The sequence below is a fragment of the Ruegeria sp. AWH4_226 genome (assembly GCF_056159225.1).
Genome location: NZ_JBSWUU010000001.1, coordinates 1,656,302 through 1,681,584, shown reverse-complemented (window position 1 = coordinate 1,681,584; position 25,283 = coordinate 1,656,302). Strand labels below are relative to the sequence as shown.

31 protein-coding genes are annotated in these 25,283 nt (G+C 55.5%); 15 read left to right on the top strand and 16 right to left on the bottom strand.

Annotated elements, in window-relative coordinates; translation table 11 throughout:
* Nucleotides 1–149: 149 nt before the first annotated feature.
* The 6 genes from ACXAET_RS08180 to ACXAET_RS08155 all read left to right on the top strand — a co-directional run bounded on the left by ACXAET_RS08180 (nt 150) and on the right by ACXAET_RS08155 (nt 3,911).
* Nucleotides 150–782 (top strand): ATP-dependent Clp protease proteolytic subunit, encoded by a 633-nt coding sequence (locus ACXAET_RS08180; RefSeq protein WP_068337496.1) that lies wholly within the window; start codon nt 150–152, stop codon nt 780–782.
* A 133-nt stretch (nt 783–915) separates the two neighbouring features.
* Nucleotides 916–2,181: an ATP-dependent Clp protease ATP-binding subunit ClpX gene (gene clpX, locus ACXAET_RS08175; RefSeq protein WP_475183640.1), complete on the top strand. Its 1,266-nt coding sequence runs from the start codon at nt 916–918 to the stop codon at nt 2,179–2,181.
* A gap of 62 nt (nt 2,182–2,243) precedes the next feature.
* Entirely contained in the window at nt 2,244–2,618 is a 375-nt protein-coding gene (locus ACXAET_RS08170; protein WP_475183639.1) for a Rid family hydrolase, read from the top strand.
* A gap of 79 nt (nt 2,619–2,697) precedes the next feature.
* Entirely contained in the window at nt 2,698–3,081 is a 384-nt protein-coding gene (locus ACXAET_RS08165) for an NADH:ubiquinone oxidoreductase subunit NDUFA12 (protein WP_475183638.1), read from the top strand.
* 12 nt (nt 3,082–3,093) lie between these two features.
* The gene (gene mlaD / locus ACXAET_RS08160) at nt 3,094–3,546 is read left to right on the top strand and encodes an outer membrane lipid asymmetry maintenance protein MlaD (protein WP_475183636.1); all 453 of its coding nucleotides are present in this window, start codon (nt 3,094–3,096) and stop codon (nt 3,544–3,546) included.
* Nucleotides 3,543–3,911 carry a DUF2155 domain-containing protein gene (locus ACXAET_RS08155; RefSeq protein ID WP_475183635.1) on the top strand — a complete coding sequence of 123 codons (369 nt, stop codon included), beginning with the start codon at nt 3,543–3,545 and terminating at the stop codon, nt 3,909–3,911. The genes mlaD and ACXAET_RS08155 overlap by 4 nt, the downstream gene beginning before the upstream one ends.
* Here the strand turns inward: ACXAET_RS08155 and aat are convergent.
* From aat to ACXAET_RS08135, 4 genes are all read right to left on the bottom strand, one after another.
* The gene (gene aat, locus ACXAET_RS08150) at nt 3,866–4,498 is read right to left on the bottom strand and encodes a leucyl/phenylalanyl-tRNA--protein transferase (RefSeq protein ID WP_475183634.1); all 633 of its coding nucleotides are present in this window, start codon (nt 4,496–4,498) and stop codon (nt 3,866–3,868) included. The two genes, ACXAET_RS08155 and aat, sit on opposite strands and share 46 nt — an antisense overlap.
* Nucleotides 4,499–4,546: 48 nt before the next feature.
* The gene (gene accC, locus ACXAET_RS08145; protein WP_475183632.1) at nt 4,547–5,896 is read right to left on the bottom strand and encodes an acetyl-CoA carboxylase biotin carboxylase subunit; all 1,350 of its coding nucleotides are present in this window, start codon (nt 5,894–5,896) and stop codon (nt 4,547–4,549) included.
* 9 nt (nt 5,897–5,905) lie between these two features.
* Nucleotides 5,906–6,403, bottom strand: a complete 498-nt coding sequence (gene accB / locus ACXAET_RS08140; protein ID WP_475183631.1) for an acetyl-CoA carboxylase biotin carboxyl carrier protein — start codon at nt 6,401–6,403, stop codon at nt 5,906–5,908.
* A 150-nt stretch (nt 6,404–6,553) separates the two neighbouring features.
* The gene (locus ACXAET_RS08135; protein ID WP_068337480.1) at nt 6,554–7,090 is read right to left on the bottom strand and encodes a LuxR C-terminal-related transcriptional regulator; all 537 of its coding nucleotides are present in this window, start codon (nt 7,088–7,090) and stop codon (nt 6,554–6,556) included.
* A 205-nt stretch (nt 7,091–7,295) separates the two neighbouring features.
* On the opposite strand from ACXAET_RS08135, the gene ACXAET_RS08130 reads away from it, so the two are divergent.
* From ACXAET_RS08130 to ACXAET_RS08110, 5 genes are all read left to right on the top strand, one after another.
* Nucleotides 7,296–8,591 (top strand): short-chain fatty acyl-CoA regulator family protein, encoded by a 1,296-nt coding sequence (locus ACXAET_RS08130; protein ID WP_475183630.1) that lies wholly within the window; start codon nt 7,296–7,298, stop codon nt 8,589–8,591.
* A 78-nt stretch (nt 8,592–8,669) separates the two neighbouring features.
* Complete coding sequence (locus ACXAET_RS08125) at nt 8,670–9,050, top strand: response regulator transcription factor (RefSeq protein ID WP_475183628.1); 381 nt, start codon at nt 8,670–8,672, stop codon at nt 9,048–9,050.
* Nucleotides 9,047–9,361 (top strand): hypothetical protein, encoded by a 315-nt coding sequence (locus tag ACXAET_RS08120; protein ID WP_475183627.1) that lies wholly within the window; start codon nt 9,047–9,049, stop codon nt 9,359–9,361. The genes ACXAET_RS08125 and ACXAET_RS08120 overlap by 4 nt, the downstream gene beginning before the upstream one ends.
* Nucleotides 9,349–12,027, top strand: coding sequence for an ATP-binding protein (locus ACXAET_RS08115; RefSeq protein WP_475183625.1), 2,679 nt, complete (start codon nt 9,349–9,351; stop codon nt 12,025–12,027). The genes ACXAET_RS08120 and ACXAET_RS08115 overlap by 13 nt, the downstream gene beginning before the upstream one ends.
* 77 nt (nt 12,028–12,104) lie before the next feature.
* On the top strand, nt 12,105–13,211 hold the full coding sequence (locus ACXAET_RS08110; RefSeq protein ID WP_475183624.1) for a FliM/FliN family flagellar motor C-terminal domain-containing protein: 1,107 nt from the start codon (nt 12,105–12,107) through the stop codon (nt 13,209–13,211).
* A gap of 1 nt (nt 13,212) precedes the next feature.
* Here ACXAET_RS08110 and ACXAET_RS08105 read toward each other — a convergent pair whose 3' ends face one another.
* Genes ACXAET_RS08105 through ACXAET_RS08090 form a run of 4 tightly spaced genes read right to left on the bottom strand, consistent with a single transcriptional unit; the run spans nt 13,213 to nt 15,403 of the window.
* Nucleotides 13,213–13,644 carry a protein tyrosine phosphatase family protein gene (locus tag ACXAET_RS08105; protein ID WP_475183622.1) on the bottom strand — a complete coding sequence of 144 codons (432 nt, stop codon included), beginning with the start codon at nt 13,642–13,644 and terminating at the stop codon, nt 13,213–13,215.
* 9 nt (nt 13,645–13,653) lie between these two features.
* A complete protein-coding gene (locus ACXAET_RS08100; RefSeq protein WP_475183621.1) occupies nt 13,654–14,085 on the bottom strand; it encodes a DUF6691 family protein in 432 nt (143 codons plus the stop codon).
* The gene (locus ACXAET_RS08095; protein ID WP_475183619.1) at nt 14,085–14,507 is read right to left on the bottom strand and encodes a YeeE/YedE family protein; all 423 of its coding nucleotides are present in this window, start codon (nt 14,505–14,507) and stop codon (nt 14,085–14,087) included. Before ACXAET_RS08095 ends, ACXAET_RS08100 begins: the two co-directional genes overlap by 1 nt.
* Nucleotides 14,508–14,539: 32 nt before the next feature.
* Nucleotides 14,540–15,403 carry an MBL fold metallo-hydrolase gene (locus ACXAET_RS08090; protein ID WP_475183618.1) on the bottom strand — a complete coding sequence of 288 codons (864 nt, stop codon included), beginning with the start codon at nt 15,401–15,403 and terminating at the stop codon, nt 14,540–14,542.
* A 243-nt stretch (nt 15,404–15,646) separates the two neighbouring features.
* Between ACXAET_RS08090 and ACXAET_RS08085 the strand changes: the two genes are divergently transcribed.
* Entirely contained in the window at nt 15,647–15,862 is a 216-nt protein-coding gene (locus tag ACXAET_RS08085) for a hypothetical protein (RefSeq protein WP_224889499.1), read from the top strand.
* 10 nt (nt 15,863–15,872) lie between these two features.
* On the opposite strand, the gene ACXAET_RS08080 is transcribed toward ACXAET_RS08085, so the two are convergent.
* A complete protein-coding gene (locus ACXAET_RS08080; protein ID WP_068337460.1) occupies nt 15,873–16,091 on the bottom strand; it encodes a hypothetical protein in 219 nt (72 codons plus the stop codon).
* A gap of 266 nt (nt 16,092–16,357) precedes the next feature.
* Here ACXAET_RS08080 and ACXAET_RS08075 point away from each other — a divergent pair, with 266 nt between their 5' ends.
* Nucleotides 16,358–16,621, top strand: coding sequence for a DUF2312 domain-containing protein (locus ACXAET_RS08075; RefSeq protein ID WP_475183616.1), 264 nt, complete (start codon nt 16,358–16,360; stop codon nt 16,619–16,621).
* Between the two features lie 253 nt (nt 16,622–16,874).
* Here ACXAET_RS08075 and ACXAET_RS08070 read toward each other — a convergent pair whose 3' ends face one another.
* On the bottom strand, nt 16,875–17,177 hold the full coding sequence (locus ACXAET_RS08070; protein ID WP_475183614.1) for a hypothetical protein: 303 nt from the start codon (nt 17,175–17,177) through the stop codon (nt 16,875–16,877).
* A 106-nt stretch (nt 17,178–17,283) separates the two neighbouring features.
* On the opposite strand from ACXAET_RS08070, the gene ACXAET_RS08065 reads away from it, so the two are divergent.
* Complete coding sequence (locus ACXAET_RS08065; RefSeq protein WP_170704308.1) at nt 17,284–17,526, top strand: helix-turn-helix domain-containing protein; 243 nt, start codon at nt 17,284–17,286, stop codon at nt 17,524–17,526.
* A gap of 134 nt (nt 17,527–17,660) precedes the next feature.
* Here ACXAET_RS08065 and ACXAET_RS08060 read toward each other — a convergent pair whose 3' ends face one another.
* Nucleotides 17,661–18,257 carry a hypothetical protein gene (locus ACXAET_RS08060; protein ID WP_475183613.1) on the bottom strand — a complete coding sequence of 199 codons (597 nt, stop codon included), beginning with the start codon at nt 18,255–18,257 and terminating at the stop codon, nt 17,661–17,663.
* Nucleotides 18,258–18,452: 195 nt separating this feature from the next.
* The gene (locus ACXAET_RS08055) at nt 18,453–18,887 is read right to left on the bottom strand and encodes a hypothetical protein (protein WP_475183611.1); all 435 of its coding nucleotides are present in this window, start codon (nt 18,885–18,887) and stop codon (nt 18,453–18,455) included.
* Between the two features lie 60 nt (nt 18,888–18,947).
* Here ACXAET_RS08055 and ACXAET_RS08050 point away from each other — a divergent pair, with 60 nt between their 5' ends.
* Nucleotides 18,948–19,361 (top strand): hypothetical protein, encoded by a 414-nt coding sequence (locus tag ACXAET_RS08050; protein ID WP_475183609.1) that lies wholly within the window; start codon nt 18,948–18,950, stop codon nt 19,359–19,361.
* Nucleotides 19,362–19,812: 451 nt separating this feature from the next.
* On the opposite strand, the gene ACXAET_RS08045 is transcribed toward ACXAET_RS08050, so the two are convergent.
* From ACXAET_RS08045 to ACXAET_RS08030, 4 genes are all read right to left on the bottom strand, one after another.
* Complete coding sequence (locus ACXAET_RS08045; RefSeq protein ID WP_475183608.1) at nt 19,813–20,742, bottom strand: alpha/beta fold hydrolase; 930 nt, start codon at nt 20,740–20,742, stop codon at nt 19,813–19,815.
* A 354-nt stretch (nt 20,743–21,096) separates the two neighbouring features.
* Complete coding sequence (locus ACXAET_RS08040) at nt 21,097–21,978, bottom strand: LysR substrate-binding domain-containing protein (protein ID WP_475183607.1); 882 nt, start codon at nt 21,976–21,978, stop codon at nt 21,097–21,099.
* Between the two features lie 146 nt (nt 21,979–22,124).
* Entirely contained in the window at nt 22,125–23,000 is an 876-nt protein-coding gene (locus tag ACXAET_RS08035; RefSeq protein ID WP_475183605.1) for a hypothetical protein, read from the bottom strand.
* A 338-nt stretch (nt 23,001–23,338) separates the two neighbouring features.
* Complete coding sequence (locus ACXAET_RS08030) at nt 23,339–25,138, bottom strand: GAF domain-containing protein (RefSeq protein WP_475183604.1); 1,800 nt, start codon at nt 25,136–25,138, stop codon at nt 23,339–23,341.
* Nucleotides 25,139–25,283 lie beyond the last annotated feature (145 nt).

The following is a 25,283-nucleotide window of genomic DNA, read 5'->3' as shown; positions in this document are numbered from 1 at the left end:
GCCTTCGCGATGGCGCGCTTTAACTTCGTATCACAACGATAACGGATGAAGTATCGGGCCCCCCTTGCAGCCCCCCGATGGCGACACTAAGACTCGGGTAACGTTTCTTCGGGTAGTGTCCCAACTCATAGCAAACAGGCAGGTTCATAATGTTCGATCCAGTTGACACCTACATGAATACGCTCGTCCCCATGGTGGTCGAACAGACCAGCCGTGGCGAACGCGCCTACGATATTTTCTCGCGCCTTTTGAAAGAGCGGATCATCTTTATCAATGGTCCGATCCACGACGGGATGAGCCATCTGGTGGTTGCTCAGCTTCTGCATCTTGAGGCGGAAAACCCCAGCAAAGAGATCTCAATCTACATCAACTCGCCCGGTGGTGTTGTGACCAGCGGTTTGTCCATCTACGACACAATGCAGTACATCAAGCCGAAATGTTCGACATTGGTTATCGGTCAGGCGGCTTCGATGGGGTCGGTTCTGCTTGCCGGTGGCGAGAAGGGGATGCGGTTTTCTCTGCCCAACAGCCGGATCATGGTTCACCAGCCCAGCGGCGGATATCAGGGTCAGGCCAGCGATATCATGATCCATGCGGCTGAGACGCAGAAACTGAAAGATCGCCTTTATGACATTTACGTTCGTCACACTGGGCAGACCAAAAAAGCGGTTGAAAAAGCGCTGGATCGCGACAATTTCATGAGCCCGGAAGAGGCGAAAGATTGGGGTCATATCGACGAGATCGTCGAAAATCGCGCCAAAATGGACGGCGAGGATTCCTGAACTCATACCCGCGCGCCGGTAGCGCGGGTAACATTTTGAGATTGTAGCCGTCTCGGTGCTGGCCTAAGCTGCACCACAAGACGACAAGCGCGGCGGGATGACGGCCGCAGGGAAGAAGCCCGAAAGGTAGAACATGGCGACGAATTCAGGCGGTGACGGCAAGAACACGCTCTACTGTAGCTTCTGCGGCAAGAGCCAGCATGAGGTACGCAAGCTGATTGCCGGGCCGACCGTGTTTATTTGCGATGAATGCGTCGAACTTTGCATGGATATCATCCGCGAGGAAACCAAGGCCAGCGGACTGAAATCCTCGGATGGTGTTCCGACCCCGAAAGACATATGCGAGGTTTTGGACGATTACGTAATCGGTCAGGCCACTGCCAAACGTGTTCTGTCGGTTGCCGTTCACAACCATTACAAGCGCCTCAATCATGCTCAGAAAGCGGGCAGCGATATTGAGTTGGCAAAGTCCAACATTCTGCTGATCGGCCCGACGGGATGCGGCAAGACCCTGCTGGCACAAACGCTGGCGCGGATTTTGGATGTGCCGTTCACCATGGCGGACGCGACGACGCTGACAGAAGCCGGTTATGTGGGTGAGGATGTTGAAAACATCATTCTTAAGCTCTTGCAGGCCAGCGAGTACAATGTTGAGCGCGCGCAGCGCGGCATCGTCTATATCGACGAGGTCGACAAGATCACGCGCAAATCTGAAAATCCGTCGATCACGCGCGATGTTTCGGGTGAGGGTGTGCAACAGGCGCTGCTTAAGCTGATGGAAGGCACCGTGGCCAGCGTACCGCCGCAAGGTGGGCGTAAGCATCCGCAGCAAGAATTTCTGCAAGTGGACACCACGAACATCCTGTTCATCTGTGGTGGAGCGTTTGCCGGGCTTGACAAAATTATCGCGCAGCGTGGCAAAGGCTCGGCAATGGGCTTTGGTGCCGATGTGCGTGACAATGACGAACGCGGCGTAGGCGAGATCTTCCAGGATCTGGAGCCTGAAGACCTTTTGAAATTCGGATTGATCCCTGAATTCGTCGGTCGCCTGCCAGTGTTGGCAACGCTTGAAGATTTGGACGAAGATGCGCTTGTCACGATCCTGACTAAGCCCAAAAACGCCTTGGTCAAGCAATACCAGCGGTTGTTTGAGTTGGAAGATGTTGAGCTGGCCTTTACGGATGACGCGTTGAAGTCCATCGCCAAGAAGGCCATTGAACGCAAAACCGGCGCGCGTGGCCTACGCTCGATCCTGGAAGACATCCTGTTGGATACGATGTTCGAACTGCCTGGCATGAAGAATGTGACCGAAGTTATGGTCAACGAAGAGGCGGTGTCGTCCGACAAACAGCCGTTGATCATCTACGCGGATGCAGCGGAATCGGCCTCGGCGGGATAAGTCCTTAAGGGTCAATTAGAAATGGCGCGGCAAAGACCGCGCCTTTTTCATGTGGGGTCAACATGACGATCAAACGTATATCTTCGGGCGGAGAGTATGAGGCCAAAGTCGGCTATTGCCGTGCGGTTGTCGCAAACGGCTTTGTTTTTGTGGCCGGAACTTGCGCGCAAGGTGAAGACATTCCCGAAGACATCGTTGGTCAGTGCCAGTCTGCGCTTGAAGCAATCGGCAAAGCGCTGGCCGAGGCTGGCGCAAGTTTCGCTGATGTCGTCAGGGTGAACTATTACCTTCCGGACATGAGCGAGTTTGAACTGTGTTGGCCGCTATTGGTTGAAACATTCGGTGCGAATCCTCCGGCTGGCACGGTAATCGAATGCAACCTGATCACTCCCAAGGATCGTATTGAGATTGAAGTGACCGCTGCGTTGCCGCAATAGTGAGTGCGGTCCTAGCGACACTGGACCTTGGCGTGCCTTTGGTCCATATCTGCGGTGACAGAAATGCCGGAGGCAGCCGATGGGTATCTTGAACACACTATTGCGGGCCGTGACCTGGTGGAATGGGGCCACTCTGGGCACGCAAATTTACACTGCGCGGAAGGGCCAAAAAGTCGGCGAGGACAATGAGGGCAACGTCTTTTATCGCAACGCCGATGACAGCAAACGCTGGGTGATTTTCAATGGTGAGGCCGAGGCCAGCCGGATCGACCCCGATTGGCATGGCTGGTTGCACCGGACGTGGGATGAGCCGCCGACTGATAAACCGCTAAAGCACAAGTCCTGGGAAAAGCCGCATCAGGAAAACCTGACAGGTACTGCGATGGCTTATACGCCTGCGGGATCTCTGCGCCGCAAAGACCCGGTCGAACGCACAGACTATGAGGCCTGGAGCCCGGAGTAAACGAGGCGAGCAATGTCGACTTACAATTTAACCGAAGTTTTGGTCGGTGGGGCCGTATTGGCCTCTGCCGTTGCATTTGGTGTCTATGCCAGCCAGTCCACTGGATTGTCGCAAGGTGCCGCGGGCTATCAGCTGGAGGCTTCGTTTCGCTCACTCGAAGGGGTGAGCGTTGGGACGGATGTACGGCTTGCTGGTGTCAAGATCGGTACGGTGACAGGGGTAGACCTGAACCCTGACACTTACCGCGCGGACACGACGTTCACGATCCGGGATGGCATACTGGTGCCTGACGATAGCGCCATTGTAATCTCGTCCGAAGGGTTGCTCGGTGGCAATTTTGTCGAAGTGATGCCCGGCGGTTCGCCGTTTTTCTTTGAACCCGGTGATCAGGTTACGGATACGCAAGGCGCGGTCAGCCTTATATCGCTCTTGGTCAAATTCGTGGCCGGAGATGGCAGCGAATGAAACACTTTGCCCTTGGCGCTGCATTGTTGGCCGCGACGGCTGTTTCAGCACAACAAAAGGTCCAGTCCGGCCCCGGGGCGATTCTGCGAGGGCTGGACAAGGTCAGCGGCCAGACCGTGGATGTCGAAATGCAAAGCGGTCAAAGCGGAGAGGTTTTCGGACTGGACGTCGCGCTGGGTGATTGCCGCTATCCGCCGGAAAACCCGACGGGTGATGCCTTTGCCTATCTGACGATATGGGAAAAAGGAAAGTCGGATCAGCTGTTTGACGGGTGGATGATCGCGACCTCTCCGGCATTGAATGCGCTGGATCACGCCCGTTACGATGTGTGGGTCATACGTTGTATTACACCCTCGGCTGATTGAGTCAGTGGCGCAGTGAAATCAGCGCTGGCGTTAATCGCCTCTTCCAATTCCTTTCGGTATTGCGAGCGCGGTATTTCGATCGCGCCAAGGGACGCCAAGTGTGCCGTGAGGAACTGTGTATCGAACAATCGAAAACCGGTTTGACGCAGACGATCCACCAGATAAGCCAATGCAATCTTTGACGCATCCTTCCGGCGGGAAAACATGCTTTCGCCGAAAAAGGCTGCCCCCAGCGTGACGCCGAAAACGCCGCCAACCAATTGGCCGCCCTCCCAAATCTCTAGCGAGTGCGCCTGACCTGCGTGATGGATTTTCAGGTATAGGGCGCGCAGTTCAGCATTGATCCAGGTATCAGAACGGTCGGCACAGCCATCGACCACCCCGGCGAAGTCTTGGTTGATCGTTACGGAGAACCCGCATTTGCGAATACGACGCGCCAGACTGCGGGAAACGTGAAATCCATCCAAAGGGAACACGCCGCGAAACTTGGGGTCCACCCAGAACAGTTCTGCCGCGTTGCGATGTTCGGCCATCGGAAAAATGCCGATGGAATAGCCGTGCAGTAAAAGGTCCGGGGAAAGGCTCATCTGGAATGCTCAAAGGGCGAAGGAGTGTTGTCCTTCGCCCTCAGTATGTTACCCGGCCATATTGTCCGCAAGCCAGTGCTCCAACCAGTGAATGTTGTAGTCACCGCTGTGAATATCGGGATTCTGCAATAAAGCGTGAAACAGAGGTACGGTGGTGTCAATGCCATCGACGATCAGTTCACCCAGCGCGCGTTCCAGCCGTGCCAGTGCCTCGGCCCTGTCGCGGCCCTGAACAATCAACTTGGCGATCAGCGAATCGTAGTAGGGCGGGATCGAGTACCCGTCATACAGCGCCGAATCCATCCGTACCCCAAGGCCGCCGGGTGCATGGTAAGCCGTGATCTTGCCAGGACAGGGGGAGAAGTTCGGCAGTTTCTCTGCGTTGATCCGAACCTCGATGGCGTGGCCGTTGATCTCCAGATCGTCTTGGCTGAACGACATCTCTTCTCCGGCGGCGACAAGGATTTGCTCGCGCACCAGATCGACGCCAAAAATGCCTTCGGTTACAGGGTGTTCCACCTGCAGGCGCGTGTTCATTTCGATGAAATAAAACTCACCGTTTTCATACAGGAACTCGATTGTACCCGCACCGATATAGTTAATTTTTGCTACGGCATCGGCACAAATCTTGCCGATCTTGGCGCGTTCTTCGGGGGTGATGCAGGGGCCGGGGGCTTCTTCGAACACCTTTTGGTGGCGGCGTTGCAGCGAACAGTCACGCTCACCCAGATGCACCGCGTTGCCCTTGCCGTCGCCAAAGACCTGAATCTCGATATGGCGCGGCGTGGTCAGGTATTTCTCAATGTAAACCTCGTCATTGCCAAAGGCGGCTTTGCCTTCGGCGCGTGCGGTCAGGAAGGCGCTTTCCATCTCATTGGCGCTGCGGGCGACTTTCATGCCACGTCCGCCACCGCCGGCAGTGGCCTTGATGATGACGGGATAGCCGAACTCTTCACCGATCTTTTTTGCAGCTTCCAGATCAGGCACGCCGCCGTCAGACCCGGGAACGCAAGGAACACCCAGTTCCTTCATCGTGTCCTTGGCGGTGATCTTGTCACCCATGACGCGGATGTGTTCCGCTGTAGGGCCGATGAAGGTGATGTCGTGATCTTCGACGATCTGCACGAACTCGGCATTCTCTGACAGGAAGCCATAGCCCGGATGGATCGCCTGCGCGCCGGTGATTTCACAGGCCGAGATGATGGCGGGTACCGAAAGATAGCTTTGCGGGCTGGGGGCCGGGCCGATACACACCGATTCGTCTGCCATGCGCACATGCATCGCGTCGCTGTCGGCGGTGGAGTGGACGGCGACCGTCTTAATCCCCATCTCGCGCGCGGCGCGGATGACGCGCAGGGCGATCTCGCCTCGGTTGGCAATCAGGATCTTGTCGAACATGGGCCCGCCTTACTCGATGATGACCAGAGGGGAGCCGAACTCCACTGCATCGCCGTCTCCGACCAGAATGCGTTTGATTGTGCCCGCCTTGGGCGCGTGGATGTGGTTCATGGTCTTCATCGCTTCGACGATCAACAGCGTGTCGCCTTCGGACACAGATGCGCCGACCGAGATGAACGCGGGCGCGCCCGGTTCGGGTTGCATGTAAACGGTACCAACCATGGGTGACGTCACCGCGCCGGGATGGTTTGCCGGGTCTTCAACGGCGGCGGGCGCGTCGGCAGGGGCAGGAGCAGGGGCGGCAGTGGGTGCGGAAGGCGCAGCGGTCGGAACGGCGACCTGAACCGGAGCGGCAGCGGCTTGGGTCAATCGGCTGACGCGTACGTTCAGGCTGTCTTCTTCGCCATATTCACGTTTGACCTGCAATTCCGTCAGGTCGTTTTCACGCAGCAATTCTGCCAGTGCCTTGATGAATGCCACATCCGCTTCGTGTTTGGTGTCTGTCATGAGTGTCCTCGACGGTTCCCCTTTGGCCCGTCTGTTCCTGCGGGCTTTGGTCTGATTACGCAGCGTTATAAGCCAAGCGCCCGGTCATGAAAAGCGCAGTCTGGCCTTGTGGGACGGCGGTTTTTTCAGGTTTTCGCAAGGCAAAAGAGGTTAAAGCGGCATACCCGAAAGTTTCGCCACCAATTCGGGTAGTTTGCGGGCGCCGAATTTCTCCAGCAGGCGCGCGCGGTAAGCTTCGATCGTGCGATAACTCAACTCTAACTCTGCCCCGATTTCTTTTGCCGAAAGTCCACGGCAAGACAGGATGGCGACCTCGCGTTCGCGGGCGGTCAGTTCAACCAGCGGACGTTCCTCGGAAATGTCGGAAAAGCTCCAGATACCATGGCGGAACGGATCATCGGGCGTTAGTGAGCGCCCACGCGCGCGGCACCAAAACAAACCGCCATTGCGCCGCCGCATGACCCTTTCGTCCGTGTAATATCCGGTATCACGCATCACTTGCAGACTGCGGGCACCAATACGCTCCCAATCGGCGACAGATGGGTAAAGGTGCAGCAGCGGCATGTTGCGGTAGTCTGCGGCTTCACCGCCAAAGGTGCGGGCGAACTGTAAATTGCACCGCCGGATGACCCGGTTTTCCAGTTCGACCAATCCGATTGGGGCGTATTCAAAGGCGGGATCGCTCATCGCGCTATCGTGCCGGTAATTCATCGAAAATAGAAGGGGTGGTGCGCAGATTCTGGCCTGGGTTGTGGTGCGGAGCCTTGTATCTGTTTGTTAAGCCTGTAAACGCACTTTGAAAATAAGTAATTAAATAATACAAATACAACAAGAGTTCTGAAAATTGTTGGATGAGCTCAACGGATGGTTTCGCTAGAGGAGGGGCGAGAGCATGCGCGATACTTTGACAGGCAGCCGTATACGGGAAAGGCGGCAGATCGCCGGTCTGCGGCAGGCTGAGCTGGCGCGGCAGGTCGGGATTTCAGCCTCATACCTGAACCTTATCGAGCACAATCGCAGACGGATTGGTGGCAAACTGTTGGTCGATATTGCATCGGCGTTGACGGTAGAGCCTTCGGTGCTGACCCGGGGGATCGAGGCGACGTTGATCTCGGCGCTGCGCGAGGCTGCAGCGGATGCTGTCGCACAAAAGGCCGAGCTGGACGGGCTAGAAGAGTTCGCAGGTCGCTTTCCCGGTTGGGCGGGCGTTCTGGCGCAAATGCACCGCCGGGTCGTGTCCCTTGAGCGTACGGTTGAAACGCTGTCTGACCGTCTGACGCATGATCCGCATCTGGCCGCATCCATGCATGAGGTCCTGTCGACCGCTGCGGCGATTCGCTCAACCGCTGCGATTCTGGCTGACACCCAAGAGATCGAGCCGCAGTGGCGGGACAGGTTTCACAAAAACCTGCATCAGGATGCAGAACGTCTGGCGGACAGCTCGAAATCTCTGGTCACTTATCTGGACAACAGCGATTCTGATGGGGATCACCGCGGTGTTCCGCAGGAAGATGTCGAGGCGTTTTTCGACGCCAACGACCATCATTTCAACGATATCGAGCATGGTGGAGCAGTGGCAGATGTCGACCTATCCGAACTGGACTCGGCAGCGGCGAAATCTCTGACGCAGGACTTCCTTGCTATCTATGCCGCAGACGCACGGGCGATGCCGTTGAAGGATGTGCAGGCGGCTTTGGCGGAGGCACCGCTTGATCCGCTGCAACTGGCATCCCGGTTTTCGGTGGATGTTGCAACGGTTCTTCGTCGGCTTGCGACCTTACCGGACGGGTATCTAGGCCGCCCAACCGGTTTGGTCGTGTGTGACGCATCCGGAAGCATTCTGTTCAGCAAATCGGTTCCTGGCTTCGCCATGCCGCGGTTTGGCGAAGCCTGCCCTTTATGGCCGCTGTTTCAGGCGCTGAACAGGCCATTGGTTCCGATCCGTCAACGCGTCGTTCAGCTTGGGCGGGCAGCGGCAGTCTTCGATTGCTACGCCTACGCCTGGCCGCAACCCGGATCTAAGTTTGATCAGGCTCCGGTTTATCGCTCGGTGATGCTGGTGCGCTCGGTTGAGGATGTCGCGCAGGATGCGCAGGCCGTCGCGCGCGTGGGCCCCAGTTGCAGGGTCTGCCCCCACGACAATTGTTCGTCCCGGCGTGAACCATCGATTCTGAGCGAAGGTTTTTGACAGTTTCCCGGCAACACGCGTAAGCTGACGTGGATGGGTCGTCCATTCATTGGCCTGTCACGGGGAGGACAGACAGTCATGAGCCGTAAGGTTCTGTTAATTGAGGATGAACCCAACATCGCCGAGGCTATTCGGTTCCTGCTGACACGCGAAGGGTGGCAGGTGGAAACCCATGCAGAAGGCGCGGATGCGTTGCAGGTTATCCGGGTGGCAAGCCCGGACCTATTAATTCTGGACGTGATGCTGCCGGGAAAAAGCGGGATGGAGATTCTGCGCGACCTGCGTGAGTTGGAGGACATGCAGGGATTGCCGGTTCTCATGCTGACGGCGCGTGGCCAGACCCGCGACCGCGAGATGGCCGAAAATGCGGGTGTCAGCCGCTTTATGACCAAACCTTTTTCCAATACCGAGATGCTGACGGCAGTACGGGATCTGCATGCACAGGCGACACAGTCATGAGCACGCACGAAGACCGACCGCCCTCAGGTGCGCGGCCTTCGCTGTTTCTTGAGCGGCAAAGCTATCGCCGCCGCAGGTTGACGGATGCGGCGCGGCTCCTGCCCTTTCTGGGCGCGGCGCTGCTGGCTGTTCCTTTACTTTGGCCGGATGATCCGAGCCGCCAGCAAGCGGTGCCGCTGTCTTCTGCCATATTGTACATTTTTGCCTGCTGGGTTGGTCTGATCGTCGCCAGCCTTGTATTTGGGTTTGCGGCCCGTCGCATGTCGGCGCAAGACGACTCCGATCCCGGGTCGGATCAATGGCCACGCTGAACGTTCTGATACTGGTCTGCCTAGGGTACGTTGTGCTGCTGTTCGGTGTGGCCTTTGCCGCCGACAGATTGGCCGCCGCCGGTAAGGGGGCGTGGCTTCGGTCCTCGTTGGTCTACACGCTGTCGCTCTCGATCTACTGCACGGCATGGACGTTTTATGGTGCCGTGGGTAATGCCGCGCGGTCAGGGTTGGAATTCGTTACGATTTACCTTGGTCCAACGCTGGTGATGATCAGCTGGTGGTGGGGTCTTCGAAAACTGGTGCGGGTCGGGCGCAGCCATCGGGTGACGTCTATCGCTGACCTGATTTCCTCGCGCTATGGAAAGTCCAACACGCTGGCGATCTGCGTGACCATTCTGGCGGTTCTGGGCGGAACGCCCTATATCGCGTTGCAGCTTCAATCCATTACACTGTCGTTTTCAATTTTCGCCGATGCCGACCCTTCGGGCCTATACCGCGAAGGCTCAAGTGTATTCTGGGTTGCGGCTGGGCTGGCCGTTTTTGCGATCCTGTTCGGCACCCGAAACCTGGATGCGAATGAGCGTCACCACGGGGTCGTGACGGCTATCGCACTGGAGTCCGTGGTCAAGCTGTTTGCCCTGCTTGCCGTTGGCGCTTTTGTTGTCTGGGGTGTCGCGGGGGGCGTTGGTCCGATGATGGACCGCATCGATGCGTCTGAGATCGGGCACTGGAATGTCGACACGGGGCGCTGGACAACCTTTATCTTTCTATCCGCGGCAGCCTTTGTCTGCCTTCCCCGCATGTTCCAGGTGATGGTGGTCGAAAACACAGATGAAGGACACCTGAGGACGGCTGCCTGGGCCTTTCCCCTGTATCTGCTGCTTATCAGCCTTTTCGTGGTGCCGATCGCAGTTGTCGGTCTGGACATTATGCCCGAAGGCTCGAACCCGGATTTGTTTGTGCTGACGGTACCTTTGTCGCAAGGCAATGACTGGTTGGCGATGCTGTCATTCATTGGCGGGTTCTCTTCGGCCACGTCGATGGTCATTGTGACGGCGATGGCGCTGTCGACGATGGTTTCGAACCATGTGGTCATGCCCATATGGCTGAGCACGCAGGGAGGGTCGGGATCTGTATCTGGTGATGTCCGACATATCGTTTTGCTTGCACGGCGCATATCGATTGCCGTGATCATGGCGCTGGGATTTTTCTACTATCGTTTGTCCGGTGGCGGCGCGGCTTTGGCGTCGATCGGACTGATAGCGTTCGCCGGCATTGCGCAGATACTGCCGGCCCTGGTTGGCGGATTGTTCTGGCGCGGGGCGACACGCACCGGCGCGCTTGCGGGTTTGACGGTCGGGTTCTTGCTCTGGATCTACACGCTGCTGCTGCCGGGGATGGGCGGCGTGTTGATGCCCGAGACTGTTTTCCTAAACGGCCCATTTGGTTTGAGCTGGCTGCGTCCGCAGGCGCTGTTCGGAATCGAAGGGATGGATCCGATGGTGCACACTGTCATGTGGTCCCTGTCTCTGAATACGATCGCGTTTTGCGTGGCCTCTTTGTTGAGCTTCCCCAGCCCGTTAGAGCGTTTGCAGGCCGCACAATTCGTCAACGTCTTTGATCATTCCGTCGCACCGCGTGGCTGGACCGGTTCGGTGGCGCAGAGCGAGGATCTGATGATCATGACTCAGCGTATTCTGGGCGCTAGCCCCGCGCACGAGTTCTTTCAGGCCGAAGCCGAAAAACAAGGTGGCAGGTCCACTCTGCCCGAGCCGACGCCAGCCTTTCTCGAACGCCTGGAACGCGAGCTTAGCGGGTCCGTCGGGGCTGCGACCGCGCATGCGATGATCGGTCAGATCGTTGGCGGCTCGTCCGTTTCAGTTCAGGACCTGCTGGCCGTGGCCGACGAGTCCGCACAGTTGCTGGAGTATTCCGGTCAGCTTGAAGCGAAATCAGCCGAACTTACCCGTACCGCGCGGCAATTGCGCGAGGCCAACGCCAAGCTGAGGCAAATCTCCGAACAGAAGGACAGTTTCCTGAGTCAGGTCAGCCACGAGCTGCGTACACCCATGACCTCGATCCGCGCTTTTTCCGAGATTATGCGCGATGCTGACGAGTTGAGCCCTGAAGAGCAGACGCGCTATGCCGCGATAATCCACGATGAGGCATTACGCCTGACCCGGCTGCTGGACGATTTGCTGGACCTGAGCGTTCTGGAAAGCGGTCGCGTCAGTTTGAATGTTGGTGATGATACGCTGCGTTCCGTCTTGGATCGGGCCGTGTCCAGTACGCTGGCGGGAACCGGCAAAACCCTCACAGTGCGCCGAACAAAGGCAGCCGAGCGTATCCCGCTGCAAACCGATCTGGATCGGTTGGGGCAGGTGTTCATCAATCTGATCTCGAATGCCCTGAAATACTGCGACGCAGATGAGCCGGAGCTTACGATTTCAGCCCATGATGTGGGTGGTCATGTGGTGATCGATTTCATCGACAACGGCAGCGGTATCCCGCCCGGGGCGCGGTCGGTGGTATTTGAGAAATTTGCCCGCGTTGGCGGTGACAAGGCTGGCGGCGCCGGGCTGGGGTTGGCGATCTGCCGAGAGATCATGCAACGCTTGGGCGGTGAGATCATGTATCTACCCGGGCAGGGCGGTGCAGCATTCCGTGTGAGGTTGCCGTTGGCGTATCAACAGGCCGCTCAGTGACACAGATGTAAAGTTATTCTTAACCAGAGCTGGGTTAGACCGAAGGCCAGACGCAGCAATACACAGCGGATTCGGGCATGACGCAAACGGTCAGCGCAGCTTTGGCGCGCAAGCTTTCGGTAGGGCGGGAAGAGCAGGAAGAAAAGCCACGTTCAATCTTGCGCGCGCTGCGACTGGCTTTCGCCCGTGCCGCCAGCGACCGGCTGCAGCTACCCTTGGCTGTTATCGGTGCAAAACAGTCAAGCCGATCAACGGATGCACTAACGGATGGGATCGGGGAAGACTGGCTGTTGCTACGATTTGTGGATCGCAACGGTAAGGCAGCATCAGTCTGCATGGAGCTTGGTGTCGTTGCGGCCATTGTGCAAATACAAACCTTTGGCGAGATGTTGGCAGACGATCCCGCACCCCGCGCATTCACACACACAGACGCGGCAATGGTGGCCCCGCTGATCGAAGATATTTTGTCGCGGGCGGTCGAGCTTGTGGATGCGCCGGCAGATCGAAACGCTTTGGCCGGGTTCGAATTTGCCGCGCGCTTTTCTGACCTGCGCACGTTGACTCTGGCGATGGTTGAAGACGTATATCGGACGTTTGAGGTGACTGTTGAATTGGGTGGCGGGTTACGGCAAGGTCGCGTGGCCCTTTTTTTGCCGGATCGCTCGGACGAGGAAAACGATGCACTTCTGTCTAAGGACGAGGGCCCCAAGCTTGAACAAGCATCCGGGGTCTTACGGGCTGAACTCAATACCGTGATCTGTCGAATGTCACTGCCACTGGCAACGCTGTCTGACCTGGTGATTGGTGACGTGCTGCCGTTAACAGGATCAAGGCTGGATCGGGCCGAAGTGATGACTATCGACCGAACGCGCACGGCGATTGGTCGTTTGGGACAGTGTAGTGGAATGCGCGCTGTTCGCCTGAACGAATACGAGACTCTAACACCGTTGCCGCAATCCGAGAGCGAGGAGTTTTCAGACACGCCTTCGTCCATGATGCCGCACCCGGAACCTGAGATCCCGATGCAGACTGAGATTTCGCAGGTACCCGCCCTGTTCGATCCACCCGCGATGAATGACATTGAGCCTGACCTGAACTTTGCTGAAGCAGAGGATCTGCTTGTCGACCCTGCGCAGTTTACAGGGCTGGCTACGTCAGAAAACGAGCCTGAAGATCACAGCTAGCTCAATCCAAACCGGCACGTGTCTGATCAAGGATCGGGCGTAGATTTTCGAGCGAATAACCCGCGGTGGTTGTAGCGTGCAGGATGTCATCCGTGCTCATTCGGTCGCACTGACCCAATGCCCACACCACAGAACACCGCGTGCCCGAGGCACAATAGGCCAAAACTGGTCCATCACAGTTTTCGGCCATTTCGCGTTGCAGGGCGACGTTTTCGGGTGTCATCGTCTGGTGAGTCAGCTCGAGAACTTCGTACTCCATACCAGCCGCGCGTACCGCTTCTCCGATTGCGTCCGACTGAAGACTTGCCGGAACCTCGGTATTGGGTCGGTTGCAGATCACTTTGACAAAGCCGGCTTCGGCGATTGCTGGAACGTCCTCGACCGTTATTTGCGGCGAGACAGCATAGCGGGGTGTAATAGGGCGAATCTCCATGGGTATTGCTTAGGCCGGGTTCGCTGATCTGTCCAGTTGGGCACCAACCGATGGGGCCGCAACCATTCCTGCAATCATAGCGATCAGAAAGGTCACACCGCCGATTCCGCCATAGCTGAGCGATGCCAGCGCCGGGCCGGGGCACAACCCTGCCAGACCCCAGCCCATTCCAAATAGGGTTGACCCAAGAATGAGGCGGCGATTCAACTCAGGTGCGCTTTTCGCTGGAAATTGACCGCCGGTCAGGGGTTGGCGGTTTGTTGTCAATCGCCATGCAAGCAGCATTGGAAGGATTGCGCCGCCCATTACAAAGGCAAGCGTTGGGTCCCAGTTGCCAAAAACATCCAACCAACCCAACACTTTTGTCGTGTCGGTCATGCCCGAGATCAGCAAGCCTGTGCCAAATAGGGACCCGGCCAGAATCGAAACCAACATGCGCATCAGATCAGCCCCCAGACATGGCGCAGCAGGGCGACTGTTACACCTCCGGCCGCGATATAGACGAGAGTGGCGGCAATCCCACGGAAAGAGAACCGGGAAATGCCACAGACACCGTGCCCCGACGTGCAACCATTGGCGATGCGTGTTCCCAGCCCCACCAGAAGGCCTGCGACGATCACGATTGTGATGTTCCCGGTGAGATGAGTCTCAGTCGCGGGCGAGATCAGAGGATGCAACAACAAGGGCATGCCAATAAGACCGGCCAAAAAACCAAGCCTTTCAAGCGAGCGGTCGCTGCCGTCGATCAGACCACCCAAAATGCCGCTTGCCCCCATAATGCGCCCATTACCCAGCAGGTAGATTGCAGCACCCAGCCCAATCAGAAGGCCTCCGCCAAGGCCTAAAATCCATTCAGTTTGCATTCTTCTTCCTTTGTAAGATCGCAGCCAGCGTTTCAGAGTTTGTTCAAAGGCACCTTGAGGAACACGTTGCCCTTTTCATCCGCTGGCGGCATTTGGCCTGCACGCATATTGACCTGCAACGACGGCAGAATCAGGCGTGGCATTGGCAGTGTGGCGTCGCGTGCGTCGCGCATTTCCACGAATTCTTCGATTGAGCGACCTTGTCCGATATGAACGTTCAACGCTTTTTGTTCACCTACCGTAGTTTCCCAGGCGTAGTCATCGCGCCCCGGTGCCTTGTAGTCGTGGCCGACAAAGATACGTGTCTGATCCGGTAGCGATAGGATTTTTTGGATCGAGTTGAACAGCGTTGCGGATGACCCGCCCGGGAAGTCACAACGCGCGGTACCAAAATCGGGCATGAACAAGGTGTCACCGACAAAAGCGGCATCGCCGATAACATAGGTCAGACAGGCGGGTGTATGGCCAGGGGTGTGCAAAACGTCGCCGCGCATCTGACCAACGTGAAAGCTGTCACCCACGCGAAACAAGGCGTCGAATTGACTGCCGTCGCGCTGGAACTCGGTGCCTTCGTTAAAGATTTTTCCAAAAGTTTCCTGGATAGTCACGATCTGATCGCCGATCCCGATCTTTCCACCCAGTTCCTGCTGTAGATAGGGGGCCGCAGACAGGTGGTCTGCATGGACATGGCTCTCGAGTATCCATTCCACCCGCAGATCATTCGCCCCAACATAGTCCACAATCTGATCCGCGGATCGTGTGCTTGTGCGGCCAGAGGCGTGGTCGAAATCCAGAACGCTGTCGATAATGGCGCATCCAAGCCCCTCGGGTTCCTGCACGATATAAGAAACCGTAAACGTGCCGGGATCAAAAAAAGGCTTCACTTTCGGTGTCATGAGGTCCTCAGCAGCGGCCATCTAATCAAGTATTAGTTGCAGATTCTGTTGCGATCAACACTACGCAGTTTGATGCTAGTCAAAGCAAGGCGGTCACAATTCGAGTAAATTTTATACAATTCTTATCTGGGTCCAGTTTTTGCACGCGTCACCGGCGAGATTCCGCGTGCAAATGACGTAGGGTAACCAAGTCGTAAAACAGTTACTTCTTTCCGGATATGATAACACTAATGGGAGGATATTATGTCAGCAGTAAATTTGTATTCCGAAGCCGAACAGCTTGAGAAAAAGCTGAACGGAGCAAGCCTCGACACGCGCATCGCATTGCAACCGAGTGTCACCAAGGTGATCGAAAGAATGCGCCAGCAAGGGGTGCATGTGCCATCGCGCCTGCGCCGTCTTGATGCTGCGCTGTGCGAAGACGCAATGGAAGCGCGCTTCGACAACTTGCCGGTCTGATTACAGCTTGTTAGCCAAAGGATATTCCAACGATCACCACCATCAGGCCGATCACGGAAAGAAAAAGAGCCGCCAAGTTCCACGGCAGAACACCTTGAACAACTGCGCGCAGTTCGTCGTCTGACAAACCGGATCTGCGCGCTTTCATCACACGCAGGATACACCAAACGAGGCCCAGCAGCCCGGCGAGTGACAGGGCGGCACCGCCCCAGGTGATGACTTCGAACATGGTTCCCCACATTTGCGTATCATTTCCGTCTGCGCTTAGCGGATCGCCCACTTATTCACAAGTGCGGTAGGATTGGATGCTTGCGGCCTAGGCAGTGGCATTGTATCCGGCATGATACCCGCTGTTGCAGTATTGAAACCAGGGGATGCCAAAAGCCCTACTGAAACCCAGTGGGACTTTTGTTCTTAGGAACATAAACCAAGCGGAATACATGACGTGCAGCAGGTATTCCTTCACCACAACAGGCCAGAATCAGGAACAGCAAGATGAGCATGACCGAAGACGCGGAAGCAAACTACAAAGTCACCTCCGGTGAGCTTCGCCAATTTGTTGAGCGTATCGAGCGTTTGGAATTAGAGAAAAAAGATATCGCTGATCAAATAAAGGAAGTGTACTCCGAAAGTAAATCTCGGGGTTACGACGTGAAGGCCCTGCGCAGCATTATTTCTCTGAGAAAACGAGACAAAGACGATATTGCAGAGCAAGAAGCCGTTATCGAGATGTACAAAGAAATTCTTGGTATGACCTAAAACCGAGTCTATGAACCAGCTCTGAGACTCAGGTCACTTGCCCTTGGAGTGGTGATAAGGGCTGGCGAATGCCAAGAAGAGCGACATAGCACTGCTATCTGGGGCGGAGACATCAAACATCGCAGCCCCAGATTGCAGTGCGGTTATCCTTGCGAATCACTAACGGGTGTTTGGATTGAATACCCCTTTAGACGCCCGCGCCTGTTCTAAGCAAAAAAGCTAGTTTGGCTTTTTGCGTTCTTCCATTACGAACCTAACCGTGTTGCTCGAAGATTTGTCGTAAGTACGTGAAGAACTTTCCGTACTGAAGGTTGTTGGCTTGTGCAGTCATTTTGAACCAGGCTTCATCTTCTTCCAAAATCGATAGATGCAGTTGCCCAACATATTGAGACCGTGGCCTACCACCGTTTCGAGCTGGCTTTTCACCCGAAGCAAGGTGCGGTTTGACAAAAGTCTTGTGGTCTTTGTCGAGAGCCATTCGCTCCAAGAAGCGCATTTCCAGTCTGTTCAGTATTTCAATCATCTGGGCTTCTGTCAGACGAACTCTTTCTGCCATGTAACGGCCCCCGCTTGTTGCCAAACCTTTGTGCTGTTGGAATTTACTCTGAGATTCAAAGTATACTGTATAGACGACTAGCGTTGCGTGGGCGATTTGTCAAAACATGGCGAACGCACCAGAAGACCAATTACTAGCAGCATTTTCCAGAGTTTTGCGTCGTCACAGGCTCGCCAAGGAGTTTTCGCAACAAGAGCTTGCCACCCATGCGAACCGAAGCATGCAATACATCTCACTTCTGGAATCCGGCCGGCATCAACCAACACTCGGAACGCTGCAACTTCTCAGTGGTGCACTGGGTCTTACTTTGACCAAATTGGTTTCTGAAATTGAAGAAGAGGCTGAGTAACATCTTAAAACAAAACTCATAGCCAGAGCAAAACGAGTGCTGCGAGGGCGATTGCGGATAGTAAAACTGTCTGACTTCAGCGCCAATGGGACAGCTTATGTTAAATATTCGGTAATGGCGGCAGGTAGGCTGTACTAGCGGTCTGGGTCTGTATCGAGTTTGCCCCAGAGATCATCAACCAGATCTGAGAAGCCATCATTCGAGGCCTCCTTGGGCAGTAGCCCAGCTTTTCGCCGGCGTTCGACCTCGGCCATTAGTTCTTCCTCTGTCGCTGTCTCAACTACATCACATCGAAGAGCTTCTATCTCGTCCGCTGTCCACGACTCAAATTTGTCAGCGTAGAAGCCCAGGGAATAAGGCTCATCATCAGAAATCTGCTTGATCACAGCATTCCAATCTTCGCTCTGGTTCGTTTCCTTTTCGACCCTCTCATCTAGTTCGCGGATTGACTTGCGGATCATCGGCAGCAGCTCTGCCTCAACTCTTTCTTCACCTACACCAGTCCCTGCAAGCCAAAGGTCCGCAATCTTGCGGACGAGCGCCCAAACCGTCAGATTTCGAGGGTGGCCTTTAATCCGGCCGCCAAGGCCTTTTTCTTTAATGCCCAGCTGTTTAGCGGCCCGTTCGTTCATTCGGATATTGTAATCGGACACGTCCGCGAGTTCTGAATCGTTCTCAGCAATGGCTCGAGCAACCTCTTGATCACCAACATAGACAACCACCTTCAACATCCGGCTACCCCTTCCTTCGCCGGTTCATCACTCGGTCCAGGTGGCTGTAGTCCAGATCTCGCATGATCCTTTGTACTTGCTCTGGATCGACTTCGCGATCTTTTCCAGCGGTGTAGACGATTTGTCTGACGTAGATCGCCAACGCGACAATGATCACCGCGGATAAGATCAAGCTGAAATGCTCGGGCCCCATCACTAAGTCTTCTTCCTCGGGTCTTCGATCCCGAGGTCGTCGAACACGTTGCCGCTACCATCAGTGATCTCGACATCATCGTCGTCAGTCACTAGATCCCAGGTGTTCTCTTTGATCCATTCATCCCGCCATTTGGGCGCGTCGGCCGGACGCTGTGCAAAATCGGCGATTTGCTCGAAAATCATCTTGCGCAATGCTAGCCAGACTTCCGGACCCTCTTTGCGACGAGCTTGAAGCTCTGCGATCAAGTCATCCAGAGGAACATCCTGCAACGGGCGCCCGAAGACTTCTTTTACTGAATAAACTTCGCCTCTTTTGTTCTCAGCGATCCACTCGTCTGTCCACTCCGGAACCTCGTCGGGCTTTGGCACGACTTCCACCACTTGCTCTTGCACAACCTCCAGCAATGCTGGCCAAAACTCTTCATCCGCTTTCATGCCTCGTTGGTTTGTAGAGAAAGACCTAGAGGCCGGACGTCTTGTCGATGTGCTGCCCAAATGGCGCGCAGCTCAACTCAACATCAACGCAGCATTTCTGCGCGAGGTTATTATTGTGATCCCAAGGACCCTGATCGGCCTCTTGGCCTTTCAATGGCAGAGGTTCTGCGAAGATCTGGTCTTGGTGTTAACTACTTGAGGAACGAGCGCCATCTAGACCTTCGCGAGCACGTCAAAGCCTGGTTAAAGAAACACAAGAGATCTGACACTGCCGCCAAACGGAAATCTAAGAAAGCCAGGCGGGACTCGATTTCATTTCTTCAAGAAGCAATAAGAGTGATGTCATCTGAGGCACAATCTTGGCTTATCGAGAAAGAAAAGCTTCAAACCAAAATAGAAAACCTGGAAGCAGATATTCGCAACATACGTGACAGCGGAAATGTTGTTGGGATCGGCTCAAGAAAACGAAAGTGACGTCATTTTTCAAAGCCTTGTGGCTAAGTTTTGATGACCTTACGCCGCACAGCTGACATGCTGGGCACCTTACTGAGCTCAGGACTTCTGCTCTGAAATGTCTTCGGTTCACGGTTGGGAATCTGGGTGAGATCTATCGCAGACTCATACAGCGACTTGAACTTTTTGAAGACGAACTTCAGTTTTATTCACTTCCGCAACGGATCTTCGTGGCTTGGTGGCTATGGAGCGGCTGAGAACCGATTCAAAGCCAAAGCGAATAGTAAACTAAGCTACGACTCGGTTTCTGAGCCAACATAATAAAGAAGCCCTTGGCATGAACTAGAAACAGCCATGCGAGATGGCTTGCCTTGCCGGGCTGGAAGTATTTTATGTTTCCCCAAAGCCCTCAGCCCATCGAAAGCTTTTTAATGCGGCCGCTCAGACTTGGCTGAGCAGCCGCGGATCAGGTTTACCCAAGGAAGGACAGCACGTGGTTGGTCACCTCTTGCGGGGCGTCCTCCGGGCTGTAGTGGCCTGCTTCGGGAAGGCGATGTATTTTGCCGTTCGGGAATGCGGCCTCGAATAGCGGAAGAAAATGCCTGGCATGAAGTGTCCGGTCTTTTTCACCCCAAAGCGCAAGCGCGGGTTTTGCGCTGATCGCTTTCCGGGTTGCCGCATCGGGTTCTTCGAACTTGTGCGCCCCGGCCGCAAACCCTTTGGCCCATCCGATAGCTCCGGCAGCCTCGGCCGGTGTTGGGAAAGGTGCGCGGTAGGCGTCCAGCCAGGCGTCCGTCACGATCGAGGGGTCTTCAAAGCCGTTCAGTTTCAAAGTTGAGAGGATGGTATAATCCAGCTGGCCTAACAGCGGCTCAAGCGTGCCGTTGTCATGTGCCTTGAGAATCCATTGAAACCACGGCGCATCACCCGCATTCGCGACCAGCCGATCAATCAGGTCAGGCTGGCCCAGTGGTGTTGGTCCGTTGACCGAGACAATCTGTTTGACCCTGTCGGGGTGGCGAACTGCAAACCCCATGCCGGTCGGACCGCCAAAGTCATGCATCACAAGCGTCACGTCTCGGAGGTCGAGGGCAAGGGCGACCGCCTCCAGATTGTCGACATGATCCTGCAACCAATAGGTTCGGTCCTTTGGCGTGGCGCTTTTGCCAAAACCCATATGGTCGACAGCAATAACCCGATGATGGCGCGACCATTCAGCGATTTGATGCCGGAACAGATAGCTCCACGTGGGTTCGCCATGCAGTAACAGCAAAGTCTCGGGCCCTTCTCCCACGTCAATATAGTGGGCGGGATAGCCGGGTGCGTCCGTGTAGTTTGCAGCAAAAGGCCAGGTGCCGTCAAAAGTGGCGTCAGACGGTACGGCGGGGGTTATTTTGGTCATATTGGAGTCTCCAAAACTTTGAGATGGCCGCAGGCCCGCGCCGAGCGCGCCTGCGACGACGGTCAACTGCAGCATTTTGCGGCGTGTGAAGTTACTCTTGTGGGCGAGTGGCTCGAACGGGCTCATCCCGGCATCCTTCCAATGTGCAAACAGAATTTGAGTTCTGAGTTGAGGAAGCCCGCCTCCCGGCAGGCAAAACGGTGTAACCTTTCCAACGGGCGCGCAGTTTCACGAGACGCCTGTTGGGCGTTCTCCTTTCCGCTACATAGGGGACGTAATGTGGTGCTCGACGCCTTACCAATTCGAAAAACGCGCACGAGAGATCTATTTTTTAGATGGCTGAGTGCTGACGCTTCAGCTTTTGATCTCGGCAAAAGCCTCGGTCAACCAATCGGCAAAAACTGACATTGCTGGAGTAAAGGCGCGTCCCTTGGCGCTGACCAGCCAATAGCCAAGGCGTTGGTCCACAACCTTGGGGTCTGCAAGCCACTTTAGCCGACCGGCGCGCACGAGCGGATCAACAAGCAACTGACGGCCGATTGCCACACCAGATCCGTCAATCGCGGCTTGGACGACTAGGTTGTAATCAGTCAGCGGCATGCGTTTCGCACCGGTCAGTTTCACGCCTTGCGATTTCGCCCATACTTGCCATTCGTGTTTTTTGAGGCTGAGTAGAATCTGCTCGTCTGACATATTGTCAAGCGAAGTGGTTCTTGCAGCATGCGCAACGGGTGCAATCTTTTCGACACGCAGAAGCGTGGCATCAACTCCGGTCCATGGGCCGGTTCCGTATCTTATGCCCAGATCGGCCTCGTCCCGCGCAAAGCTGACATTTTCAAGCGATGGATCAAGTTCGATTTCGATCTCTGGATGCGCTTTTGAAAAAGAAGAAAGACGCGACACGAGCCACAATGAGCAAAAGGACGGGAGCGCCGTCACGCGCAGCGTTTGCAGTCCGGCCCCGGCCCGAAGCTCTGCTGTTGCATCTGTGATGGTCCGGAAGGCAGCGTCGATTTGAATGAGATAGCGCTCCCCTTCGGGCGTCAAAGACACGCTGCGCGCATGACGCACGAACAGCGGTGTACCGAGCATGTTTTCAAGCTGTCGGATGTGATGGCTGATCGTGCTTTGGGAAATCAGCAGCTCCTCTGCTGCCTTGCGGAAACTCAGCAGCCGCGCCACCGCTGAAAAAGCGCGAAGGGACAAGAGCGGTGGAAGGTTTGGGCTTGAGCGCAAACAGAGGGCCTCTTTCTTTCCAGTGTTCCGGTTTCGGAATAGTACAGCCCTTTGTGGCCGCGTCCGCAAGCGCAAGGATCGGTTGGTGTTCAAGTCGAGGTCAGTCCGCCTGACACATTCGGCCAAACGGGCGGCTGCCGGGATTGTCAGGGCTTCAAGACACGGACACCGGGCGTCGCGCTCAACCTTTCGAGATCTTGTTCGTAGAGCTCTGAAAACGCGTCTATGATCTCGGTGCTCCAGCCGGGCATGTTGAGTTCTTCCTCAACCTTCTCGGGTTCTGCATGATCTTCGAAGATCTGTGCAAGTACGTCGTTTAGCTCTGACCTTTCGATTTGCACATCCTGACCGGTCAATTCCAGGACTTTCTCGCGGCCGTTTTCATCCAGCAAGCTCGACAAAAGCTCATACTCATCAGCCAAAGCGACGTCTTCGTCCAAATCACATAGTGCACGCATGATATCGCCCCAGATAAAGGGCGTGTCTTCATTGCTCCACAAGGTGATCTGTACGCTTGGCGCAAGGTCTCGGATATCTTCGACCATACCAATCCAGCTAAGACAGCTCAGGTCTGTGTTGCGAAGGATGTCATCACGCCCCTCTTCCGGAAGCGACATCAGCAGTTTTGGGATCAAGCTTCCTGGATTTCTGAGACCCATCAGCAGCTCAACCTGATGGTCGCTATAGACCTGTTCCAGAAGCGCCATTCTTTGACCAGCTTGCGGATAGAGTTGCCCGTCTTTCAGTGCTTCTGCCTGATCGCCCGCAAAGCTGCCACTGCAAAAGATCGTGCGTCGCGTATCAGTTCCGGTTGGAAGGATGGCTTTGAGGTTTTGATAGGAGGTAAGATGCACAGCCTCGTCTTCTATCGTGTCAAAGGCGGGTTTGAAGATACGACTATATCGCCGCCATCCAAAGAACCTGACCCCCGTAGCAGATAGGGTGGCAGAGTTTTTCTTTAGCGAGTTCAACACGCGCCCTTCGTCGGTAAAAGCCGCGCCTGCGTGGATAGCAACCTGCATCTTCGGGTCTTGTCCTTGCTTTTTACCCTCGCTTGCCGGGTTACAACCTGCAACTTGAACAGTCAAATCTGCTCCCTCGTGGTGAGGCGCCTCGTTGGGTGACTTTAAGGTGACCCGCGCTTTGTTACATTCTCTATTGTCAGATGGCTATGCGTGGTGCCCATACCGGAAGGGGAACGCATGAGCCGTTGGGCAGATCGCATTCTCAGTAACCTGACAGTTAGCAGCAGTCGTCCACCATCTCAGCGTCGACGCTGCCAGCAACTGACCACGCTATAGGTTCGTAAGCCACGGCAGACACTGAGATTGCTGGGGTCTCTAGATTTATTCGTTCAAATCTATCCCTGAACCACAGCGAAGACCTCGACAGGCTCCCTTATGCCCTTGATCTTTACCTCTCCCCGGCTTTCAGCTTCCAGCTCGCCTTCAACTGCGGCCCAGGTTCGGGGAGAAATGAGAATCTCATCGTTTTCGGCCATGTCGCATAGCCGCGCGGCTGTGTTGATCGACGTTCCTGAAGCGGTGTAGTCGAAGCGACCTTCGGAGCCTACGATCCCGACAGTGGCGTAGCCGTAGGAGATGCCGATTCCAAAGCCGAGCCGATGGCCCATTTTTTTCCAGTTGAAGCAGAGTTCGCGCATCTTGTTGCGCATTGCCACCGCCAAACGCACAGCGTCGCCCGCTGGATCGTCAACTGTGATTGGATCGTTGAAGATAACCATTATCCCGTCACCGGCCCGCTGATCCACACCACCGCCATACTCGTCGATCAATATGGACATCTCCTGATGGTAGGTCTGCAACACTTCGATGGTTTCTTCTGGTTCAGCGCTTTCACAAAAGGCCGTGAATCCGCGCAAATCGCAGAACAAGGTCGCGACAAGCGCGCGATGCGAGGCCAGCAAACTGTCGTCACCCGATGTAACGACTGCATCGGCGACTGCAGACGGAAGAAACCGTTTCAATCGACCCATGCGCTCGATCTCTCCGACTTGTTGATCGACCCGCTCGCCAAGTTCTGCGTTTAGTGCCTCAAGGTTTCGCAATTGCTTGGTGTTTTCGATTGCGATCACTGCTTGAGCAGCGAAGGTTTCAACGAGCTTGATCTGATCATCGGTAAAGGGCGCGACTTCCAGCTTATACAAGGCAATTACGCCTATCGCTGTTTCTCCTTGTTTTAATGGAACTTGCAAGACCGTTCGCATCCCTTCGAGATCCAAGGCGAGTTTGATCTGCGGGACGTGCTCGGACGCGGGTTTGGCTTCGCGAAGGTCCGGAATGTGTAGGACACGTTGTTCCTTTACCGCGCGCACAGCATAGCTTGCATCATTGTCAAGCCGATGCGGCGTCTCCCGAAGCTGATCAATAAAAGCAGATTTCGCCTCATTGCTTGCTTCTACCACGAGGTGTTCGTCGTCGTTGTCCCGCAGAAGCAAAAGCGCATGCGGCGCAGAGCAAAGACGTGCAGCATTCTCCAGGATCGCACTGAACACCGGCTGTGCGTCCGACCGGCTTCGACTGATGACGCTCAAAACCTCCGCAGTGGCCGCTTCGCGTTCAAGCCGCATCTGAACCTCGCGGAACTGCCGTACGTTCTCGATCGCAATGACGGCCTGCGCGGCGAAGGTTTCCACCAGCTTAATCTCATCGTTGCTAAAGGCCTTTACCTCACGTCGGAACAACGTGATGCAACCTATTGCTTCGCCTTCAAGCAGAAGGGGAACACCTACGATGGTCCGCATGCCTTCCATTTCAACCATCGCGACCCGACCGGGATCCCCTTTGCGGTACAAGTCTGTGTCCATCAAATCTTCAACTTGGACGATCGAGGCTGTATGCATCGACTGGGCCGGGACCAAGTTACTGTCCGATAAACGGGTTGTCTGTCCTACGTTTAGATGGCGCAATCCTTCACCATAATGCGCTTCCAGTGTCCAATGACTGCGCATCTCATTTAGGACGACCAGATTGGCCGAAGGTGCGTTTGAAAGGCGCGCTGCGTTGGTCAAGATTGTTTCAAAAACAGGTGCAGGATCAGTCCGAGACGCGCTGATCACGCGCAGAATTTCGCGCGTTGCCGCTTCTCGTTCACGCAGGGCTGCAACTTCGTCATTCAAACTTTTCAAATCGGTAGTCACGGTAACCTCTGCTCGGCTCCAAATGGGTCGCTTTCCATGATTACCACACTTTCCGCTGGGGCTCCCTCTACCACCTTACCATGTTACCGGCTGTGCTATTCTTAGGTGACAGACCTTCCAACGCGATCTGGGTCGCTCAACTCAA

Coding starts and splice junctions, on each gene's coding strand:
- ACXAET_RS08085 (WP_224889499.1), top strand. CDS start 15,647: ATGTCAGCAGTAAATTTGTATTCCGAAGCCGAACAGCTTGAGAAAAAG.
- ACXAET_RS08120 (WP_475183627.1), top strand. CDS start 9,047: ATGAGCACGCACGAAGACCGACCGCCCTCAGGTGCGCGGCCTTCGCTG.
- ACXAET_RS08055 (WP_475183611.1), bottom strand. CDS start 18,887: ATGAAAGCGGATGAAGAGTTTTGGCCAGCATTGCTGGAGGTTGTGCAA.
- ACXAET_RS08135 (WP_068337480.1), bottom strand. CDS start 7,090: ATGAGCGATCCCGCCTTTGAATACGCCCCAATCGGATTGGTCGAACTG.
- mlaD (WP_475183636.1), top strand. CDS start 3,094: ATGTCGACTTACAATTTAACCGAAGTTTTGGTCGGTGGGGCCGTATTG.
- ACXAET_RS08125 (WP_475183628.1), top strand. CDS start 8,670: ATGAGCCGTAAGGTTCTGTTAATTGAGGATGAACCCAACATCGCCGAG.
- ACXAET_RS08165 (WP_475183638.1), top strand. CDS start 2,698: ATGGGTATCTTGAACACACTATTGCGGGCCGTGACCTGGTGGAATGGG.
- aat (WP_475183634.1), bottom strand. CDS start 4,498: ATGAGCCTTTCCCCGGACCTTTTACTGCACGGCTATTCCATCGGCATT.
- ACXAET_RS08090 (WP_475183618.1), bottom strand. CDS start 15,403: ATGACACCGAAAGTGAAGCCTTTTTTTGATCCCGGCACGTTTACGGTT.
- ACXAET_RS08155 (WP_475183635.1), top strand. CDS start 3,543: ATGAAACACTTTGCCCTTGGCGCTGCATTGTTGGCCGCGACGGCTGTT.
- ACXAET_RS08075 (WP_475183616.1), top strand. CDS start 16,358: ATGAGCATGACCGAAGACGCGGAAGCAAACTACAAAGTCACCTCCGGT.
- ACXAET_RS08045 (WP_475183608.1), bottom strand. CDS start 20,742: ATGACCAAAATAACCCCCGCCGTACCGTCTGACGCCACTTTTGACGGC.
- ACXAET_RS08080 (WP_068337460.1), bottom strand. CDS start 16,091: ATGTTCGAAGTCATCACCTGGGGCGGTGCCGCCCTGTCACTCGCCGGG.
- ACXAET_RS08070 (WP_475183614.1), bottom strand. CDS start 17,177: ATGGCAGAAAGAGTTCGTCTGACAGAAGCCCAGATGATTGAAATACTG.
- ACXAET_RS08060 (WP_475183613.1), bottom strand. CDS start 18,257: ATGTTGAAGGTGGTTGTCTATGTTGGTGATCAAGAGGTTGCTCGAGCC.
- ACXAET_RS08065 (WP_170704308.1), top strand. CDS start 17,284: ATGGCGAACGCACCAGAAGACCAATTACTAGCAGCATTTTCCAGAGTT.
- ACXAET_RS08130 (WP_475183630.1), top strand. CDS start 7,296: ATGCGCGATACTTTGACAGGCAGCCGTATACGGGAAAGGCGGCAGATC.
- ACXAET_RS08110 (WP_475183624.1), top strand. CDS start 12,105: ATGACGCAAACGGTCAGCGCAGCTTTGGCGCGCAAGCTTTCGGTAGGG.
- ACXAET_RS08180 (WP_068337496.1), top strand. CDS start 150: ATGTTCGATCCAGTTGACACCTACATGAATACGCTCGTCCCCATGGTG.
- ACXAET_RS08035 (WP_475183605.1), bottom strand. CDS start 23,000: ATGCAGGTTGCTATCCACGCAGGCGCGGCTTTTACCGACGAAGGGCGC.
- ACXAET_RS08100 (WP_475183621.1), bottom strand. CDS start 14,085: ATGCGCATGTTGGTTTCGATTCTGGCCGGGTCCCTATTTGGCACAGGC.
- clpX (WP_475183640.1), top strand. CDS start 916: ATGGCGACGAATTCAGGCGGTGACGGCAAGAACACGCTCTACTGTAGC.
- ACXAET_RS08095 (WP_475183619.1), bottom strand. CDS start 14,507: ATGCAAACTGAATGGATTTTAGGCCTTGGCGGAGGCCTTCTGATTGGG.
- accB (WP_475183631.1), bottom strand. CDS start 6,403: ATGACAGACACCAAACACGAAGCGGATGTGGCATTCATCAAGGCACTG.
- ACXAET_RS08170 (WP_475183639.1), top strand. CDS start 2,244: ATGACGATCAAACGTATATCTTCGGGCGGAGAGTATGAGGCCAAAGTC.
- ACXAET_RS08115 (WP_475183625.1), top strand. CDS start 9,349: ATGGCCACGCTGAACGTTCTGATACTGGTCTGCCTAGGGTACGTTGTG.
- ACXAET_RS08050 (WP_475183609.1), top strand. CDS start 18,948: ATGGCGCGCAGCTCAACTCAACATCAACGCAGCATTTCTGCGCGAGGT.
- ACXAET_RS08105 (WP_475183622.1), bottom strand. CDS start 13,644: ATGGAGATTCGCCCTATTACACCCCGCTATGCTGTCTCGCCGCAAATA.
- accC (WP_475183632.1), bottom strand. CDS start 5,896: ATGTTCGACAAGATCCTGATTGCCAACCGAGGCGAGATCGCCCTGCGC.